16 protein-coding genes are annotated in these 16,101 nt (G+C 64.3%); 4 read left to right on the top strand and 12 right to left on the bottom strand.

What is annotated here, in order from left to right; translation table 11 throughout:
- Positions 1-47 precede the first annotated feature (47 nt).
- From trmD to rpsP, 3 genes are read right to left on the bottom strand one after another with little or no spacing between them, the layout of a single operon-like run.
- Positions 48-794, bottom strand: coding sequence for a tRNA (guanosine(37)-N1)-methyltransferase TrmD (gene trmD / locus F0185_RS18110; protein WP_167226709.1), 747 nt, complete (start codon positions 792-794; stop codon positions 48-50).
- A 23-nt stretch (positions 795-817) separates the two neighbouring features.
- The gene (gene rimM, locus F0185_RS18105) at positions 818-1,348 is read right to left on the bottom strand and encodes a ribosome maturation factor RimM (protein ID WP_167226815.1); all 531 of its coding nucleotides are present in this window, start codon (positions 1,346-1,348) and stop codon (positions 818-820) included.
- A gap of 33 nt (positions 1,349-1,381) precedes the next feature.
- Positions 1,382-1,642: a 30S ribosomal protein S16 gene (gene rpsP / locus F0185_RS18100; RefSeq protein WP_166896139.1), complete on the bottom strand. Its 261-nt coding sequence runs from the start codon at positions 1,640-1,642 to the stop codon at positions 1,382-1,384.
- Between the two features lie 243 nt (positions 1,643-1,885).
- On the opposite strand from rpsP, the gene F0185_RS18095 reads away from it, so the two are divergent.
- Entirely contained in the window at positions 1,886-2,302 is a 417-nt protein-coding gene (locus tag F0185_RS18095) for an NINE protein (protein ID WP_167226707.1), read from the top strand.
- Here F0185_RS18095 and F0185_RS18090 read toward each other — a convergent pair.
- On the bottom strand, positions 2,293-4,311 hold the full coding sequence (locus F0185_RS18090; protein ID WP_167226705.1) for a hypothetical protein: 2,019 nt from the start codon (positions 4,309-4,311) through the stop codon (positions 2,293-2,295). The genes F0185_RS18095 and F0185_RS18090 overlap by 10 nt on opposite strands.
- 170 nt (positions 4,312-4,481) lie before the next feature.
- On the opposite strand from F0185_RS18090, the gene F0185_RS18085 reads away from it, so the two are divergent.
- Positions 4,482-5,066, top strand: a complete 585-nt coding sequence (locus F0185_RS18085; RefSeq protein WP_167226703.1) for a glycine zipper 2TM domain-containing protein — start codon at positions 4,482-4,484, stop codon at positions 5,064-5,066.
- A gap of 165 nt (positions 5,067-5,231) precedes the next feature.
- On the opposite strand, the gene F0185_RS18080 is transcribed toward F0185_RS18085, so the two are convergent.
- From F0185_RS18080 to F0185_RS18050, 7 genes are all read right to left on the bottom strand, one after another.
- Positions 5,232-7,022: an acyl-CoA dehydrogenase gene (locus F0185_RS18080; RefSeq protein WP_167226701.1), complete on the bottom strand. Its 1,791-nt coding sequence runs from the start codon at positions 7,020-7,022 to the stop codon at positions 5,232-5,234.
- A 111-nt stretch (positions 7,023-7,133) separates the two neighbouring features.
- Positions 7,134-8,066, bottom strand: coding sequence for an electron transfer flavoprotein subunit alpha/FixB family protein (locus tag F0185_RS18075; protein WP_167226699.1), 933 nt, complete (start codon positions 8,064-8,066; stop codon positions 7,134-7,136).
- A 40-nt stretch (positions 8,067-8,106) separates the two neighbouring features.
- Positions 8,107-8,856 (bottom strand): electron transfer flavoprotein subunit beta/FixA family protein, encoded by a 750-nt coding sequence (locus tag F0185_RS18070; protein WP_166896127.1) that lies wholly within the window; start codon positions 8,854-8,856, stop codon positions 8,107-8,109.
- Positions 8,857-9,061: 205 nt separating this feature from the next.
- Entirely contained in the window at positions 9,062-9,289 is a 228-nt protein-coding gene (locus F0185_RS18065) for a sulfurtransferase TusA family protein (RefSeq protein WP_054268154.1), read from the bottom strand.
- Between the two features lie 383 nt (positions 9,290-9,672).
- Positions 9,673-12,279 (bottom strand): alanine--tRNA ligase, encoded by a 2,607-nt coding sequence (gene alaS, locus F0185_RS18060; protein ID WP_167226697.1) that lies wholly within the window; start codon positions 12,277-12,279, stop codon positions 9,673-9,675.
- Between the two features lie 94 nt (positions 12,280-12,373).
- Positions 12,374-13,126: a glycerophosphodiester phosphodiesterase gene (ugpQ, locus tag F0185_RS18055; RefSeq protein WP_167226695.1), complete on the bottom strand. Its 753-nt coding sequence runs from the start codon at positions 13,124-13,126 to the stop codon at positions 12,374-12,376.
- 24 nt (positions 13,127-13,150) lie between these two features.
- Entirely contained in the window at positions 13,151-14,161 is a 1,011-nt protein-coding gene (locus tag F0185_RS18050) for a GlxA family transcriptional regulator (RefSeq protein ID WP_167226693.1), read from the bottom strand.
- 90 nt (positions 14,162-14,251) lie between these two features.
- On the opposite strand from F0185_RS18050, the gene F0185_RS18045 reads away from it, so the two are divergent.
- Complete coding sequence (locus tag F0185_RS18045) at positions 14,252-14,914, top strand: DJ-1/PfpI family protein (RefSeq protein WP_167226691.1); 663 nt, start codon at positions 14,252-14,254, stop codon at positions 14,912-14,914.
- A gap of 19 nt (positions 14,915-14,933) precedes the next feature.
- Here F0185_RS18045 and F0185_RS18040 read toward each other — a convergent pair whose 3' ends face one another.
- The gene (locus tag F0185_RS18040; protein ID WP_308623714.1) at positions 14,934-15,389 is read right to left on the bottom strand and encodes a DUF1294 domain-containing protein; all 456 of its coding nucleotides are present in this window, start codon (positions 15,387-15,389) and stop codon (positions 14,934-14,936) included.
- 103 nt (positions 15,390-15,492) lie between these two features.
- Here F0185_RS18040 and F0185_RS18035 point away from each other — a divergent pair, with 103 nt between their 5' ends.
- Positions 15,493-16,014, top strand: a complete 522-nt coding sequence (locus F0185_RS18035) for a hypothetical protein (RefSeq protein ID WP_167226689.1) — start codon at positions 15,493-15,495, stop codon at positions 16,012-16,014.
- Positions 16,015-16,101 lie beyond the last annotated feature (87 nt).

Genomic DNA, 16,101 nt, shown 5'->3' with positions numbered 1-16,101 from the left:
CGACATTGCCTGCACAGTGGTACTGCAGTGGTACTGCAATAGCAGATTTACAAACCTGCCAGAAACTTTTCATCGGCCTTGCTCAGCAATCCGGCGCTGCGCGCACGGGCCAGCAGATCGGGCCGTTTCTGGGCGGTCGCTTCGAGCATGCGCTCGCGCCGCCACTTGATAATCTCGGCGTGGTTGCCGCCCATCAGGACTGGCGGCACCGCCACGCCTTCATACGTATCGGGACGGGTGTAATGGGGCGAATCGAGCAGGCCGTTGACGAAACTGTCTTCGAGCGCCGAGGCGTCGTCGTTCAGTACGCCCGGCAACTGCCGCACCACCGCATCCATCAGCGCCATCGCCGGCAGTTCGCCGCCCGACAGCACGAAGTCGCCGAGGCTGATTTCCTCGTCGACGCAGCGGTCCAGCAAGCGCTGGTCGACCGCTTCATAGCGTCCGCACAGCACGATCAAGCCCGCTTCATCCTTTAAATCCATCACCCGGTCGTGCGTCAGCGCCCTGCCCTGCGGCGACATGAACACCACGCGCGGCACCGGCAGCTCGAGCATCACCTGGCGCTGCCTGGCGGCGCCAATGGCCGCTTCCAGCGGCTTGGCCAGCATCACCATGCCCGGTCCGCCACCATACGGGCGGTCGTCGACGGTACGGTGGTTATCGGTCGTGAAATCGCGTGGATTCCAGGTCGACAGGCCCCAGCGTTTTTGCTCGAACGCGCGGCGGGTCACTCCCGACTGCGTCAGCGCGGCAAACATCTCGGGAAACAAGGTCACGACATCAAATTGCATGGCGCTCCCGCCTTGTTGCGGTCTTAATAATCCAGACCCCAGTCCACCGTGATGGTCTTGCTTGCCTGGTCAACTGTTTTGACAAACTGGTCCACAAACGGAATCAGGCGCTCGGGCGCCTTTGCATCGTCTGTGACATCCGGCACCGGCGTAATGCGCAAAATCGATTGCGCGCCGTTATGCATCATGTCGGACACCAGCCCCAAGGCCTCGCCTTGCAGGTTCACTACATTCAGCCCGATCAGATCGGACCAATAAAATTCATCGGCCGACAGTTGCGGGAATTGGCTGCGCGGGATGGAAACAGCGGCGCCTTTCAGCGCCTCCGCGGCATCCCGCCCGAGCGTACCTGCCAACTGGGCCACGACGTCGCCGCCGTGCATTTTCGCAGTCCGTACGGAGACGGATTGCAGGCTGGGTTTATCCAGCCACCAGGTTTTCACGCTCAGCAACCCATCCGCGTCGGTGGAAAACGGGGTGACCCGAATCGAACCGGTGACGCCAAAAGCGCCAGATACGTACCCGACTTGCGTCAGGTCGTCAGGGACTTGCACCCCGGATGCTGTACCGCTCAAACCCGGACCTGCTTAGGCTGCTGCTACTGGCGCTGCTGGCTGGCTGTTCACCAGACGTGCAACGGTTGGCGACAATTGTGCGCCAACGCCTTGCCAGTAAGCCAGACGGTCTGCGGTGATACGCAGGCCGACTTCGCCACCAGCTGCCATCGGGTTATAGAAACCGATGCGCTCGATGAAGCGGCCGTCGCGGCGATTGCGCGAGTCCGTTGCAACGATGTTGAAGAACGGGCGCTTCTTGGCGCCTCCACGAGCTAAACGAATAACGACCATAATAATTCCAAAAAGTTGTGCTGGGCGGAAAAAGCCGACAATTATAGCGCGCAATGCCGCGCAGCAGCAAGCGTTAGTGACAACAGGGCGCGCACTTCGGGGCGAATTGAAGATTATCGCTTATTTTGGGGCGAACCGCCAACTGCATCGTGGGGGTATCGTCGGAACCATCGGGCATCGGGCCGTGCGTTCCTTGCGGAATTGACCGATACTGCCAGCTTTCCCGCATCCCTCGACCGCCTCATGTCCCCATCGCACAAAAACAAAACCTTCGCCAGCTTCCTCGCCCTGATCCTGGGCGCCCTCGGCGCGCACCGCTTTTACCTGCGCGGCAGCCTCGACAAGCTGGGCCTGCTGCACGTGGCCAGCCTGCCCGTTGCCGGGCTGGTCATTGGCCTCGTGCCCGAGGCCAACTGGTTCTTCAAGATCCTGCCGCTGGTCGTCTCGGCCATCGTCGGCTGCATCGAAGCGCTGGTGATCGGCCTGATGCCCGACGAGAAGTTCGACGCCGCCTTCAACGCCGGCTCAGGCCGCAAGTCGGAATCGAACTGGCCACTGGCAGTGTTGTTGGTTTGCACAATGCTGGTGGCGGCGACGATGGGCATCTCCACCCTCGCCCGCCTGTTCGACCTGATCAGCACCGGCGGCGCCTACGGCTGACGCGCATCCGGCGTCATCTTGCCGTGCCGCTCGCGCCGCTTGATGTCGCCTTTCAGGCGCGCCGCACGCTCCTCGCTTGACTCGATCCGCAAGGCGGAGCGCTTGGCCATGCTCGATGGATTGAGCACCAGATTCGCTTCCCAGCTCGCGCCCGGCCTCATCATGAGGGGCGCCGGCAGGCGGTCCACGGCGGTCACGTCGATCCACGGCGCAATGCGCTCCAACACCAGCTTGACGCGCGGCCTGATGGCCGCCTCGCCGATGCGTCCGCGCTGGCCCCAGCCGATGATCGGCTCGCTGCCGGTGGTCTGGTTGGCATAGGCCACGTCGTAGCGCACGTTATGGCGGTAGCTCATCATGAATTCCTCGAACAGCATCGCCAGGTCCTCGCGCGAACTGTCGCCCTTGTTGACCGAGTAGGCGTAGTCGTCCGATGCGCGGTCGGCGCCGAAGAAACCGCCGATCTCGGCCGCCGTGTAGGACTTCTGCACCGCCGTGGCCGTCTCACCCTGGTACAGCACCTGCCCCATGGCCAGCATTTCGGCCGACTGCAGCGGATACTGCATCGCCAGCGCGTCCGACGGCAGCGTGCGGCTGCCGACGCGCTCGGCGATGTTTTCCCAGATCGAGCGCTGCGGATTGACGGCGCGGTTGACCGACGGCAGGAAGTCGTTGGCGTGCGCCAGCTCGTGGTACAGCAAGCGGCCCAGGTCGTACAGCAAGTCTTCCGTGGTGCGCGTCACGCGCGTGGTCGATGGATAGCTGCGGCGCGCCTGCTCGTTGTTTTTCACCGAACGGCCCAGCGGAATGAAGTTCAGGTCGTCGTCGAAGGCGGAGCGGTAATCGGGCACCTCGGTGACCACGTCGCGCTGCTCGGCGCTCAGCCACAGGTTGTTGGCGTCCAGGTAAATCGCCCCGGTGCCGGCGCTGTAGAAACTCGGCCGCACATGCGAGCCGATCACGATGGCGGACGTGCTCGCCAGCAGGCGGCGGAAGTCGCTGTTGGGGTCCTGGGTCAGCAGGAACTGCTCGAAATTGGCGCCCAGGAAGTCATGCGACACCAGCACCCGGCCCATGATCTGGGCCACGCTCGGCACCACGCCCACGCCCGCTTCGGTCTGCAGCGGCGGCAGCTCCTGCGCGCGGCACAGGGTGTTGTTGGACGACGTATCGTAGTACACCTTGACGTCGTAAGTACACTTGACCAGCACGCCGGCGTAGGCGCTGGCCTGGCGGTACGGATGCACGCGCGCGGTGGGCGTGCTGAACAGGGTGTCGGGGTTGCCGGGCACCTGCTGGTCGAGGCTGATCAACACGTCGTCGCTGTCCTTCAGGCCGCTGCTGGTGGTCATGGTGGCGCGGAAACGCAGCGCCACGTCGGTGCCGGAGGCGGGCGCCTTGAACATCAGCAACTGGTCCTTGGCGTCCATCGTCACGGCCGGGCCGCTGACCTGGGTCCAGACGATGCTGGCGATGGTGTCGCCGCCGGTCAGGGTCGGCCAGGCGCGCACCGAGGTTTGCACGTTGGGACGCACGGAATGGTCGGCGCGCAGGTTGATGAAGCTGCCGGCCGGGGCGTCGCCCACGGTCACCTCGGTCGAGAGCGACAGGCGCGCGCCGTCGGCCAGGGTGACATCTGCGCGCAGGACGATCACGCCCTTCTCGCGCGTTTCGAACGACACGGTCGGGCTGCGCGCCGCTTGCAGCGTGACCGCCGGACCGCTCACCTGGCTCCAGCTCACATCGGCCAGCGGGCCGCCGCACGAGAGCACGCTGGCGCCGCCGGCCTTGCCGGCAGCGACGGTTTTGTCGGCCACGATATAGGCCTTGCAGCCATCTGGCTTGACATCGCCCGGCGTGGGCGTGGGAGTGGGCGTCGGTGTCGGCGTCGGGGTGTCGACCTTGCCGGGGACGTTGCTCGGATTGCCGCCGCCGCCGCCGCAGGCGGCGAACAGGGTAGCGATGGCCAGGGCTGCCGGAAGGCGCACTGCGTATTGATGAATGTTCAAGATATGTCCTGTTGGATAAGGCGAGCGTGGGATGTAAAGACTATCTTGCGATTATAAACAGATGGGCGCGGGCGAAGCACATCCTTGCCGCGAATAATTGCTGTTCCAAGTGATCTACAATGCGGCATGCCGCTCGTTGGCGAGCACGACAAACCGATCAGGAGAAGAAAATGATGAAACTCAATTTGACGCTGGCGCTGGTACTGGCGCTGGGCAGCGTGACGGGCTCGGCGCAGGCGTCGTCGGCGCAGTTGCGTGCCGCCGATACGCAGTACGCGCAGGACCGCGAGATCTGCAACGACGAGCGCAACGACGGCCAGCGCATGAAATGCCTGCGCGCGGCGAAGGCCGAGAACAACCGCGCGCTGGCGGCGGCACGCGGCGGCGACCGTGACGACCGTCGCAATGACGCGCGGGCGGTATGCCGCGACTGCGGCAAGGTGACGGCGGTGCACAGCGCGCGCCAGAATGGCCAGGCCAATGCGCTGGGCGTGGTTGGCGGCGGCGCCGTGGGCGGGCTGCTGGGCAATCAGGTCGGCAGCGGTTCGGGACGCACGGTTGCCACCGTGGCCGGTGCGATCGGTGGTGCGTATGCGGGCAAGAAGATCCAGGAACGCGCCAATGCGCGCACGGTGTGGACGGTGGATGTCCAGTACGACAACGGCCAGCGCCGCTCGTTCAGGTTCAACAACCAGCCGGGGATGCAGCGCGGGGATCGCGTGCGCAATGCGGGTAATTCGATTCGGCGCTCATAAAGACCAAATCCCTACCCCCGTCGTTCCCGCGCCAAGGCGGCCCTCGGCGGGAACCCAATTTTGCTGATCCGCCTTTAGCAGCACGAACTTGGGTTCCCGCCAAGGGGGCCGCCGAGGCCGGGAACGACGGGGTGGTGGAGACGACGAGCTAGTGGTGCGGCTTGCTTAGAACTGGTCTTCCGTCAGCGCCAGCACCCCTGCGCTACCTTCCACAATCGCGATGCGCAATCCCGACGCTTGGGTCAGGATATGATCCGCAAAGAAGCGCGCCGTGGCGATCTTGGCCTTGTAAAAGCCCGCGTCGCCAGCGCCGCCGTCGATTTTGGCCTGCGCCACCAACGCCGCGCGCGCCATCACCCAGCCACCGAGCACAATCCCGGCCAGCTTCAGATACAGCACGCTGCCCGAAAACACGCCCTTGATGTCGCTCTTCATGTTCGCGGCGACGTACTCCACCACCGCTTCGAGCGCCACGCTGCCGTCGACCAGCGCGCGATGGATCGCCTTGAAGTCGGCGCCCTCTTGCGCCGCCAGCAGCGCCTCGGTCTCGCGCACCTGGCCGATGATCGACTTGGCCACGGCGCCGCCGTCGCGCACCGTCTTGCGGCCCACCAGGTCGTTCGCCTGGATCGCGGTCGTGCCTTCGTAGATCGTCAGGATCTTGGCGTCGCGGTAGTGCTGCGCCGCGCCGGTTTCTTCGATGAAGCCCATGCCGCCGTGAACCTGCACGCCGTCGCGCGTGACGTCCTGCGACATTTCGGTCGACCAGCCTTTGATGATCGGCACCAGGTACTCGTACACCGCCAGGTTGGACGCGCGCACGGCCGCGTCTTGGTGGTGGTGAGCGACGTCGCTGATGCCCGCGCCCACATACGCCAGCGCGCGCGCCGCCTCGACCTGCGAGCGCATCGACATCAGCATGCGGCGCACGTCAGGGTGGTGGATGATCGATACCGGGCCGGCCGAACCGGCAAGGTCGCGCGACTGCACGCGGTCCTTGGCGAAGGCCACGGCCTGCTGGTACGAACGCTCGGCCAGGCCAATGCCCTGCAAGCCCACGCCGAAGCGCGCCGCGTTCATCATGATGAACATGTATTCGAGGCCGCGATTTTCTTCGCCGACCAGGGTGCCGATCGCGCCGCCGTTGTCGCCGAACTGCAGCACCGCGGTGGGGCTGGCCTTGATGCCGAGCTTGTGCTCGATCGAGACGCAGTGCGCGTCGTTGCGCGCGCCCAGCGAGCCGTCGGCGTTGACCAGGAACTTCGGCACGATGAACAGCGAAATGCCCTTCACGCCCGCTGGCGCGTCCGGCGTGCGCGCCAGCACCAGGTGCACGATGTTCTCGGTCAGGTCGTGCTCACCGTAGGTGATGAAGATCTTGGTGCCGAACACCTTGTAGGTGCCGTCGCCCTGCGGCACGGCGCGCGTGCGCACGGCGGCCAGGTCGGAGCCGGCCTGCGGCTCGGTCAGGTTCATGGTGCCGGTCCATTTGCCCGACACCAGCGGCTCCAGGTAGGTCGCCTTCTGCTCGTCCGAACCAGCGGTCAGCAGCGCTTCGATCGCGCCGTCCGACAGCAAGGCCACCAGCGCGAACGAAATGCTCGACGCGTTGAGCATCTCGATGCAGGGCGTGGCCACCAGCTTGGGCAAGCCCTGGCCGCCGAAATCGACCGGATGCTGCACACCCTGCCAGCCGGCTTCGGCAAAGCCCTTGAAGGCCTCTTTGAAGCCCTTGGAGGTCGTTACCTGGCCGTCGTGCCAGAAGCTCGGCTCCTTGTCGCTGGCATGGTTCAGCGGCGCGACCACGTTGGCGCAGAATTTCGCGTTTTCTTCGAGGACTGCTTCGACCGTGTCGGCGGTGGCGTCTTCGCAACCGGGCAGCGTGTTGACGGTGGACAGTCCGGCCAGTTCGTTCATCACGAACAGCATGTCTTTCAGCGGGGCTTTGTAAGTCACCTTGATCTCCTAAAATTGCACTTCCAATGGACGTGTAGGGTGGGCACAGGGTTCCCGTGCCCACCCTACAGGTGTTTACTGCGGATGCTTTGCGGCTTAGCCGACGCGGCGTTAGCCGAGTTGCTTGACCAGGTCAGGCACGACCTCGAACAGATCGCCCACGATGCCGTAGTCGGCTACCGAGAAGATCGGCGCTTCCGGATCCTTGTTGATCGCGACGATGGTCTTCGAATCCTTCATGCCGGCCAGATGCTGGATGGCGCCGGAGATGCCGACCGCGATGTACAGCGATGGCGCGACGATCTTGCCGGTCTGGCCAACCTGCCAGTCGTTCGGCACGAAGCCGGCGTCGACCGCTGCGCGCGAGGCGCCCATGGCGGCATTGAGCTTGTCGGCCAGCGGCTCGAGGATCTTGAAGTTGTCGCCCGAGCCCATGCCGCGGCCACCGGAAACGATGATTTTCGCGGCGGTCAGTTCAGGACGATCCGACTTGGCCAGTTCGCGGCCCACAAAGGTCGACTTGCCCGAATCGGCAACCGCGCCGATGGCTTCGGTGGCAGCCGAGCCGCCTTCGGCCGCAGCCGAATCGAAACCGGTGGTGCGCACGGTGATGACCTTGATCTTGTCCGACGACTGCACGGTGGCGATGGCGTTGCCGGCGTAGATAGGACGCTCGAAGGTGTCCGGCGAATCGACCTTGGTGATCTCGGAGATCTGCGCCACGTCCAGCTTGGCGGCCACGCGCGGCAAAATGTTTTTGCCGTACGCGGTTGCCGGCGCCAGGATGTGCGAGTACGACGCCGCCAGGCCCAGGACCTGCTCGGCCACGTTTTCGGCCAGGCCGTCGGCGTGGTGAGGGGCGTCGGCGACCAATACCTTGGTCACGCCGGCGATGGCGGCCGCTTGCGCCGCTGCGCCGCCGCAGTTGCTGCCAGCAACGAGGATGTGCACTTCGCCGCCGCATTGGATGGCAGCGGTGACGGTGTGGTGGGTGCTTCCCTTGAGGGAGGCGTTGTCGTGTTCAGCAATGACTAATGCGACCATGATTTTTCCTGTATTTTTAGGTGAGACGGCCAGGCCGCGATCAGATAACTTTGGCTTCGGTGCGCAGCTTGGCGACCAGGGTCGCCGCATCCGGCACCTTGATGCCGGCCGAACGCTTGGCTGGCTCGACGACTTTCAGGGTCTTCAGGCGCGGGGCGATATCGACGCCCAGCTCTTCCGGCTTGACCACGTCGAGCGGCTTTTTCTTGGCCTTCATGATGTTCGGCAGCGTGACATAACGCGGCTCGTTCAGGCGCAGGTCGGTCGTGACGATCGCCGGCAGGGTGAGCGACAGCGTTTCCAGGCCGCCGTCGACTTCGCGCGTGACGGTCACTTTGCCGTCTTCCAGCACGACTTTCGAGGCGAACGTCGCTTGCGGCCAGCCCAGCAGGGCGGCCAGCATCTGGCCGGTCTGGTTCGAGTCGTCATCGATGGCTTGCTTGCCCAGGATGATCAGCTGCGGTTGCTCCTTGTCGGCCAGCGCCTTGAGCAGCTTGGCCACGGCCAGCGGTTCGAGCTCGGCGCTCGTTTCGACCAGGATGCCGCGGTCGGCGCCAATGGCCATGCCGGTGCGCAGGGTTTCCTGGCACTGCGTCACGCCGCAGGACACGGCCACCACTTCGGTGACCTTGCCGGCTTCTTTCAGGCGCATCGCTTCTTCCAGCGCGATCTCGTCGAAAGGATTCATCGACATTTTGACATTGGCGATATCGACGCCGCTGCCGTCGGATTTCACGCGCACTTTGACGTTGTAGTCGACCACGCGTTTGACGGGAACCAGGACTTTCATAGGGGTGCCTTTGGAAGAATGAATAGGGTGACTTGACTAAAGTGGCCTAGATTATAAGAGAAAAACCGTTTTCCCGCTAAATTTAAGCACGATCGTGCGATTTTTAACTAGAGGAAAACACCTAATCATCGGTCTTTGTCATGAAATTGGGAAATTGTCTGAGGAAAATCTCGGGGCGTGCCGGTGCGCTGCCCCGTCCGGGCACTTATTTGCGGCGCATCAAAAAGATGAATTCGCGGCCGTTCTGGGTGTGGGAAACGAGTGCATTGCCGGTCTGCTTGGCAAAGGCCTGGAAGTCACGCACGGAGCCGGTATCGGTGGCAACGATGCGCAGCACTTCGCCGGTTTCCATTTCCGCGAGCGCCTTCTTGGCCTTCAGGATCGGCAGTGGGCAATTGAGTCCCCGTGCGTCGAGTTCCTTCTGGTATTCCATGATCTCGCTGTCGAAAGTTGTATCGCTCATCGCTTGCTCTTAGGGTGGATTAGACTACTCACCCAACAAATATACTCCAAATCCGCAAATTTGACGCACCGCACCAATATTAAAATTGCTTGTTGCATGGTCACAACGACAATAACGGAACTGCAACTGAAGTTGTAAGCTGCGTGTAAGAATCGTCTGAAGGACTTTGTCAGCCGGTAGACGCCGTACTGTGACGTATGGTTAGCTACGGCGCCGGCGCGCATCCACCGCCGGCCGACGCGTCCGTCGTCTCCCCCGCGAAGGCGGGGGCCCATAGCACATCTACTCATAGGTGATGTGCTATGGACCCCCGCCTTCGCGGGGGAGACGGATGTGAGCGCAGCGGCTAACGCTTACGCGCGCTCGGCCACCCACGCCGTCACGCCAGCCAGGGCCGCACCCAGGCCGCTCGGATCGGTGCCGCCGGCACGCGCCATGTCCGGACGTCCGCCGCCCTTGCCGCCCACCTGTTGCGCGACAAAGTTCACCAGCTCGCCCGCCTTGACCTTGGACGTCGCATCGGCCGTCACGCCGGCAATCAGGCTCACCTTGCCGTCGGCCACGCTGGCCAGCACGATGGCCGCCGTTTTCAGCTTGTCTTTCAGCTTGTCCAGCGTTTCGAGCAGGCGTGCCGAGTCGGCGCCTTCCAGCACCGCTGCGACGACCTTGATGCCGTTCACATCGACTGCCTTGGTCACCAGCTCATCGCCCTGCCCTGCCGCCAGTTTCGACTTGAGGGCGGCCAGTTCTTTTTCCAGCGACTTGACATGATCCTGCACCTGCGCGATGCGGCTGCTCAGTTCGTCCGGGGTGGTTTTCAGCGCGCCGGCCGCTTCCTGCACGCGGCGGTTGAGCGACTGCACCAGCGCCAGCGCGCCTTCGCCGGTGACCGCTTCGACGCGGCGGATGCCGGCGGCGACGCCGCCTTCACCGATGATCTTGAAAAGACCGATGTCGCCGGTACGGCCCACGTGGACGCCACCGCACAACTCTTTGGACGAGCCGATGTCGAGCACGCGCACTTCGTCGCCGTATTTTTCGCCGAACAGCGCCATCGCGCCATGCTTGACGGCGTCGTCAAACGTCATGTTATGCGCGGCGGTGGCGTGGTTTTCGAGGATCTCGCGGTTGACGATGACTTCGACCTGCGCAATCTGGTCCACCGTCAGCGGCGCGTTGTGCGAAAAGTCGAAACGGGTACGGTCCGGATCGACCACCGAGCCTTTTTGCGCCACATGCTCGCCCAGCACTTCGCGCAGCGCCTTGTGCATCAGGTGCGTTGCCGAGTGATTGCGGATGGTGCGCGCGCGCCTGGCTTCGTCCACGTTGGCGTTGACCGCATCGCCCACTTTGAGCACGCCGGTCGTCAGCACGCCGTGGTGACCGAAGACGTCGGCCTGCACCTTGAGGGTGTCCTGCACGGCGAACGTGGCGCCATCGGACGCGAGCACGCCCTGGTCGCCCACCTGGCCGCCCGATTCGGCGTAGAACGGGGTGGTGTCGAGCACCACGATGCCGCTCTGGCCGGCCGCCAGTTCCCGCACCGCGCTGCCGTCGGCGTACAGGGCCACCACGCGGCTGGCGTGCGCCAGGCTGTCGTAACCGACGAACTTGTTTTTCTCGCCCGTGTATTCGACGTTTTTCTGCTTGACGCCAGCGATGCCGCCGCCGTTTTCCTTGTCACGCTTCATGGATTCGTGGAAGCCCGCTTCATCGAAGTCGATGCCGCGCTCGCGGCAGATGTCGGCGGTCAGGTCGAGCGGGAAGCCATAGGTGCCGTACAACAGGAAGCCGGTGGCGCCATCGAGCTTGCCGGGGTTCTTGGCCAGCTGCGCTTCCAGCACTTTCATGCCGTTTTCGAGCGTCCGGCCGAAATTGATTTCTTCGGCTTCGATCATGTCGGCGACGCGCTTCTTGACCGCGGCCAGTTCCGGATAGGCCGCGCCCATCTCGATGTTCAGGTCTTCCACCAACTTGAAGAAGAACGGCTTGGCCTGGCCGAGCTTGTGGCCGTGGCGCAGCGCGCGGCGGATGATGCGGCGCAGGACGTAGGCACGCCCCTCGCTGCCCGGAATGACGCCGTCGACGATCATGAAGGCCGACGCGCGGATGTGGTCCGCGATCACGCGCAGCGATTTGTTTTCGAGGTCGGTGGCGCCGGTTTCGCGCGCGGCCGCCTTGATCAATGCCTGGAACAGGTCGATCTCGTAGTTCGAATGCACGTGCTGCAGCACGGCGGCCAGGCGCTCCATGCCCATGCCGGTATCGACGCACGGTTTCGGCAGCTTGTGCATGACGCCCGCTTCGTCGCGGTTGAACTGCATGAACACCAGGTTCCAGATTTCGATGAAGCGGTCGCCGTCTTCGTCGGGCGAGCCTGGCGGGCCGCCGGGAATGTCGGCGCCATGGTCGTAGAAGATCTCGGTGCACGGGCCGCACGGGCCGGTGTCGGCCATCTGCCAGAAATTGTCCGACGCGTAGCGCGCGCCCTTGTTGTCGCCGATGCGGATGATGCGCTCTTTCGGCACACCCACTTCGTTGGCCCAGATGTCGTAGGCTTCATCGTCTTCCATGTAGACGGTGACGGTCAGCTTCTCGGACGGCAGGCCGTACACCTTGGTCAGCAGCTCCCACGCGTAGTTGATGGCGTCGCGCTTGAAGTAGTCGCCGAAGCTGAAGTTACCCAGCATTTCGAAGAAGGTGTGGTGACGCGCGGTGTAGCCGACGTTTTCCAGGTCATTGTGCTTGCCGCCGGCGCGCACGCAGCGCTGCACCGAGGTGGCGCGGGTGTACGGACGGCTGTCGGTGCCGGTAAACACATCCTTGAACTGCACCATGCCGCTGTTGGTCAGCATCAGGGTCGGATCGTTGCCCGGTACGAGTGAACTCGAACGGACAATCGTATGGCCTTTGGATTCGAAGAACTTCAGGAATTTGTCGCGGATTTCGGATGATTTCATGTCGTATGGGCGTAAGAAGGCAGCATGCTATAAAAAAACGATTATAGCGTATGGAACCGGAGTAAACACCGGGCCAGGCTATGCCGGCCGTGGCTTACGCGAAATCGGGCCCGATCAGGTCGATCCGGTCGGTGCAGAAGGCGTCCACCCCCCACCCCAGGATCTCGCGCGCGCGCGCCGCATCGTTGACGGTGTAGCAAAACAGGCCGTAGCCGGCATCCTTGACCTGCTGCGCCAGCGCTTGGGTCAAGTGCTTGTGGTTGGTGTGGATCGCCAGCGCCCGCAGCGCGCCGGCCTGGTCTTGCCAGCCTTGCTCGAGGCGGTCGAGCAGCAAGGCGCGCGGCAGGTCGGGCGCGGCCTGCATGGCGGCCGCCAGCGCCACCGGGCTGAAAGACGACAGCAACGGCACCCGGCGCGGGTTGTCCTGGGCGATCTCGAGTCCGAACAGGGCGCGCGTGAGGCTGGCAACCACCCTGCCCGTTTGCTCCTCGAAGCCGGGGGCGGGCTTGATCTCGATATTCATCCAGATGCCGTGGTCCTTGCAGAACTGGACGACCTGGGTGAACAGCGGCACCGTTTCGCCACGAAACCCGGCGCCGAACCAGTTGCCAGCGTCCATGGCGACCAGCTCGGCGGCGTCGTAATCGAACACATTGCCGGAGCCGGCGACGGTGCGCCCGAGGTAGGGGTCGTGCATGACGACGGGCACGCCGTCGCGCGCCAGCATGACATCGAACTCGACCGCACGAAAGCCGTGCGCGAAGCCGCAACGCAGGCCGGCGATGGTATTTTCAGGCGCCAGCTTGCCGCCGCCGCGATGGGCCAGGAATTTGGGGTAGTTCCACATAGGTGCACCTTATCATAAAGCATTTTATTGGGTTGATTTGCCGCCGTCCCCCTTGGCCGCGCAAAAACGGCGCCGGTACCCGGCCGGCGACTGCCCGACGTGGCGCTTGAACAGCGCGCCGAAGGTAGCCGCATCGGCGTAACCGACCCGTTCCGTCACCTGCGCCACGCTCAGCGAGGTCGACTCCAGCAGCACCTTGGCCTTGCCGACGCGGGCCTGCTGCAAATACGCCAGCGGCGTTTGCCCCGTTTCGTCCTTCACCCGGCGCAGCAAGGTGCGGTCGCTGACGTGAAACGCCGCCGCGATCCCCTTGAGGTCGTACGGCGCGGCCAGGCGCTGATCGAGCCAGGCGCATACGCTGGCGGCGAACGTGCCTTCGGGCCGCGCCAGCATGCGCGTATCGACGAAGGGCGCCTGGCTGGTGCGCCCCTCGTCCAGCAAACCCATGCGCACCACGGCCCGCTGCACCCTGGCGCTCGCGCTCTGCCTGACCAGGTGCAGCGCCAGGTCGAAGGTGGCGGTAAACGAGCCGGTCGTGGTCACCCCGCCATCGTCGACCAGCATGGCCGCCGGATCGACCCTGGCCGCCGGAAAGCGCCGCGCAAGGTCGGGCGCGAACAGCCATGAGGTGGTGGCGCGGCGCCCGTCCAGCAAGCCGGCATCGCCCAGCAGGAATGCGCCCACGCACACGGCGGCCACCGGCGTGCCGCGCGCGAACGCCCTGGCGAGATAGGCAACCTCGGGGGCCAGCGCATCGATCGTCGCCATGCAGCCATGACGGTCGGCCAGCTCCATGCCCGGCACCACCAGCAAGTCCGGCGCGGCGACCGGTTTGCGCGTGCCGATCGGAATGCCGCCCGCCGCCCTGACCTGTCCACCGCCGAGGCTGGTAACGATGACCTCGAACAGGGGCGGCGCGGCCGCGTCGAGCGCGGCGCCGACCCGGTTGGCCAGCAACAAGGTATCGCACAGGCCGAACACTTCCATGCCCATGCAGCCGTGGTACGCCAACATCGCGATGCGCTTGGTTTTCATTTGGCGAGTATGCCATGAAAGATGGCGATATCGCCACTTCCGCGCGCTGGCGCGCAAGCCGACAATGAGGACTCACGACAGGAGAAACTTATGCGATTATCGATTTTGCTGTTCGACGGCTTTACCGCGCTGGACGTGGTGGGCGGCTATGAAGTGCTGGCGAACATGCCCGCCATGGAAGTCGAGTTCGTCTCCAACCATCGCGGACTGGTCGCCAGCGACACCGGCCGCCTCGGCATGGCCGCCTACCGCAGCTTCGACCAGCTCGATTCGACCGACATCCTGTACGTGCCGGGCGGCCCCGGCGTGGCCGCCGCGCTCGGCAACGCGGCGCTGATGGCCTGCGTGCGGCGCCTGCACCCGACCACCACCTGGACGCTCAGCATCTGCAACGGCGCCGAAATCCTAGGCGCCGCCGGGCTACTCAAGGGCAAGAAGGTGACCACCAACTGGTTCGCGCGCGAACATGTCGCCGCGTATGGCGCGCTGGTCGGCACCGAACGCTACCAGCGCGATGGCAAGCTCATTACCGGCGCGGGCGTATCGGCCAGCATCGATGCCGCCCTCTTCCTCGCGGCCTTGATTGGCGGCGAACAACTGGCCCGAACAATTCAGCTCGGCATCGAATACTATCCCGCCCCACCCTTCGGCAATGGCACGCCGGACGAGCAGCCGCAGCGGGCCAAAGACCTGGTTCGCCGCGTGGAGCAGCACGGCGCCGCGCGGCTGGCGGCACGGGTGATCCCGTTCTGAACGTGCGCCAGCGTGCCGCTTACAGCATGCGCACGAACGACAGCGGCGAAACGAGATAAACAAAGGCGGCCATATTGCACAGCACCGTCGCCCAGAACGCCATTTGAAACGGCCGCTTGGACGACTTGTGCCGCAGCCACTGCTGGGCCAGCACCGCGCCCGGCCAGCCGCACAGCAGTCCGAGCAGCAGAAGGGTCCGTTCCGGGGTACGGCGCTGTGCGGCGCGCGCCGCCGCCTTGTCGCGCGCGTAGACGACGAAGCAAACGACGCTGGCGGGCAGGTACAGCGCGCCCGCCCACAGCGGAACATGCCAGGCGAGCACGGCGCCCGCGAACACGGCGCCAAACAACAGGATCGACAAATAGGGCATCGGCAGGAGCGTGAAAAAGCGCCAGCTTAGAGTGCGCCGGCTTGCCACGCAACCATTTCCCGTAAATAGAGTAAACTTGCCCGATAAGCAAATTTCAGCCTCCAACGGTGCGCTGGCGTACAGATGCCATGGACGCGCCGGCCTAAGCTCCGGCATCGGCTTCGCGCTCACTGTCAGCGCTGGTCTTCTCAATTTCAGTGGAGGTTATATGGCTTTCGATCTAGGCAATCTGTTACAGCAATACCTGGGCGGCGCTGCCGGCAACAATGGCGGGCGTGCCGTGGACGACGACTTCGACCAGGTCGCGCAGAACGCGCCGCGTAGCACGGTGGCTCAGGGCGTGTCGGAGGCATTGCGTTCCGACCAGACGCCGCCGTTCCCGCAAATGATCGGCCAACTGTTCGGCCACAGCGACGCCAACCAGCGCGCCGGCATGCTCAACCAGCTGATCAGCAACGTCGGCCCTGGCCTGCTCAGCTCGATCGCGGGCGGCGCTCTCGGCAACCTGTTCCGTGGCGGCGAGACGCCGGCCGCGATTACGCCGGAACAAGCGGCCCAGCTCACGCCCGAGCAAGTCCAGCAGATCGCGGAAGACGCCGAACGCAACAACCCAAGCATCGTCGACCGCATGGGCGACTTTTACGCCGAGCATCCGACCCTGGTCAAGACCATCGGCGGCGCGGCGCTGGCAATCGTGCTCGGCCGCATGGCCGAAGGCATGAAGCATTAGTAAGTGCGCATAAATTCTTGTCATTTCCAGCTTCCACAAGCGGCGCCTTGCTGTGTTGCCCACCGCTAGCAGTGCTCGCACTGCGTC

The sequence above is a fragment of the Massilia rubra genome (assembly GCF_011682065.1).
Taxonomy (GTDB): Bacteria; Pseudomonadota; Gammaproteobacteria; order Burkholderiales; family Burkholderiaceae_D; genus Telluria_A; species Telluria_A rubra.
The sequence above is the reverse complement of the archived record's forward strand: the minus strand, read 5'-3'. Positions and strand labels throughout refer to the sequence as shown.

Coding starts and splice junctions, on each gene's coding strand:
- alaS (WP_167226697.1), bottom strand. CDS start 12,279: ATGAAATCATCCGAAATCCGCGACAAATTCCTGAAGTTCTTCGAATCC.
- F0185_RS18075 (WP_167226699.1), bottom strand. CDS start 8,066: ATGGTCGCATTAGTCATTGCTGAACACGACAACGCCTCCCTCAAGGGA.
- F0185_RS18065 (WP_054268154.1), bottom strand. CDS start 9,289: ATGGAATACCAGAAGGAACTCGACGCACGGGGACTCAATTGCCCACTG.
- F0185_RS18095 (WP_167226707.1), top strand. CDS start 1,886: ATGTCCCCATCGCACAAAAACAAAACCTTCGCCAGCTTCCTCGCCCTG.
- F0185_RS18070 (WP_166896127.1), bottom strand. CDS start 8,856: ATGAAAGTCCTGGTTCCCGTCAAACGCGTGGTCGACTACAACGTCAAA.
- F0185_RS18035 (WP_167226689.1), top strand. CDS start 15,493: ATGGCTTTCGATCTAGGCAATCTGTTACAGCAATACCTGGGCGGCGCT.
- ugpQ (WP_167226695.1), bottom strand. CDS start 13,126: ATGTGGAACTACCCCAAATTCCTGGCCCATCGCGGCGGCGGCAAGCTG.
- F0185_RS18045 (WP_167226691.1), top strand. CDS start 14,252: ATGCGATTATCGATTTTGCTGTTCGACGGCTTTACCGCGCTGGACGTG.
- F0185_RS18050 (WP_167226693.1), bottom strand. CDS start 14,161: ATGAAAACCAAGCGCATCGCGATGTTGGCGTACCACGGCTGCATGGGC.
- F0185_RS18085 (WP_167226703.1), top strand. CDS start 4,482: ATGATGAAACTCAATTTGACGCTGGCGCTGGTACTGGCGCTGGGCAGC.
- trmD (WP_167226709.1), bottom strand. CDS start 794: ATGCAATTTGATGTCGTGACCTTGTTTCCCGAGATGTTTGCCGCGCTG.
- rpsP (WP_166896139.1), bottom strand. CDS start 1,642: ATGGTCGTTATTCGTTTAGCTCGTGGAGGCGCCAAGAAGCGCCCGTTC.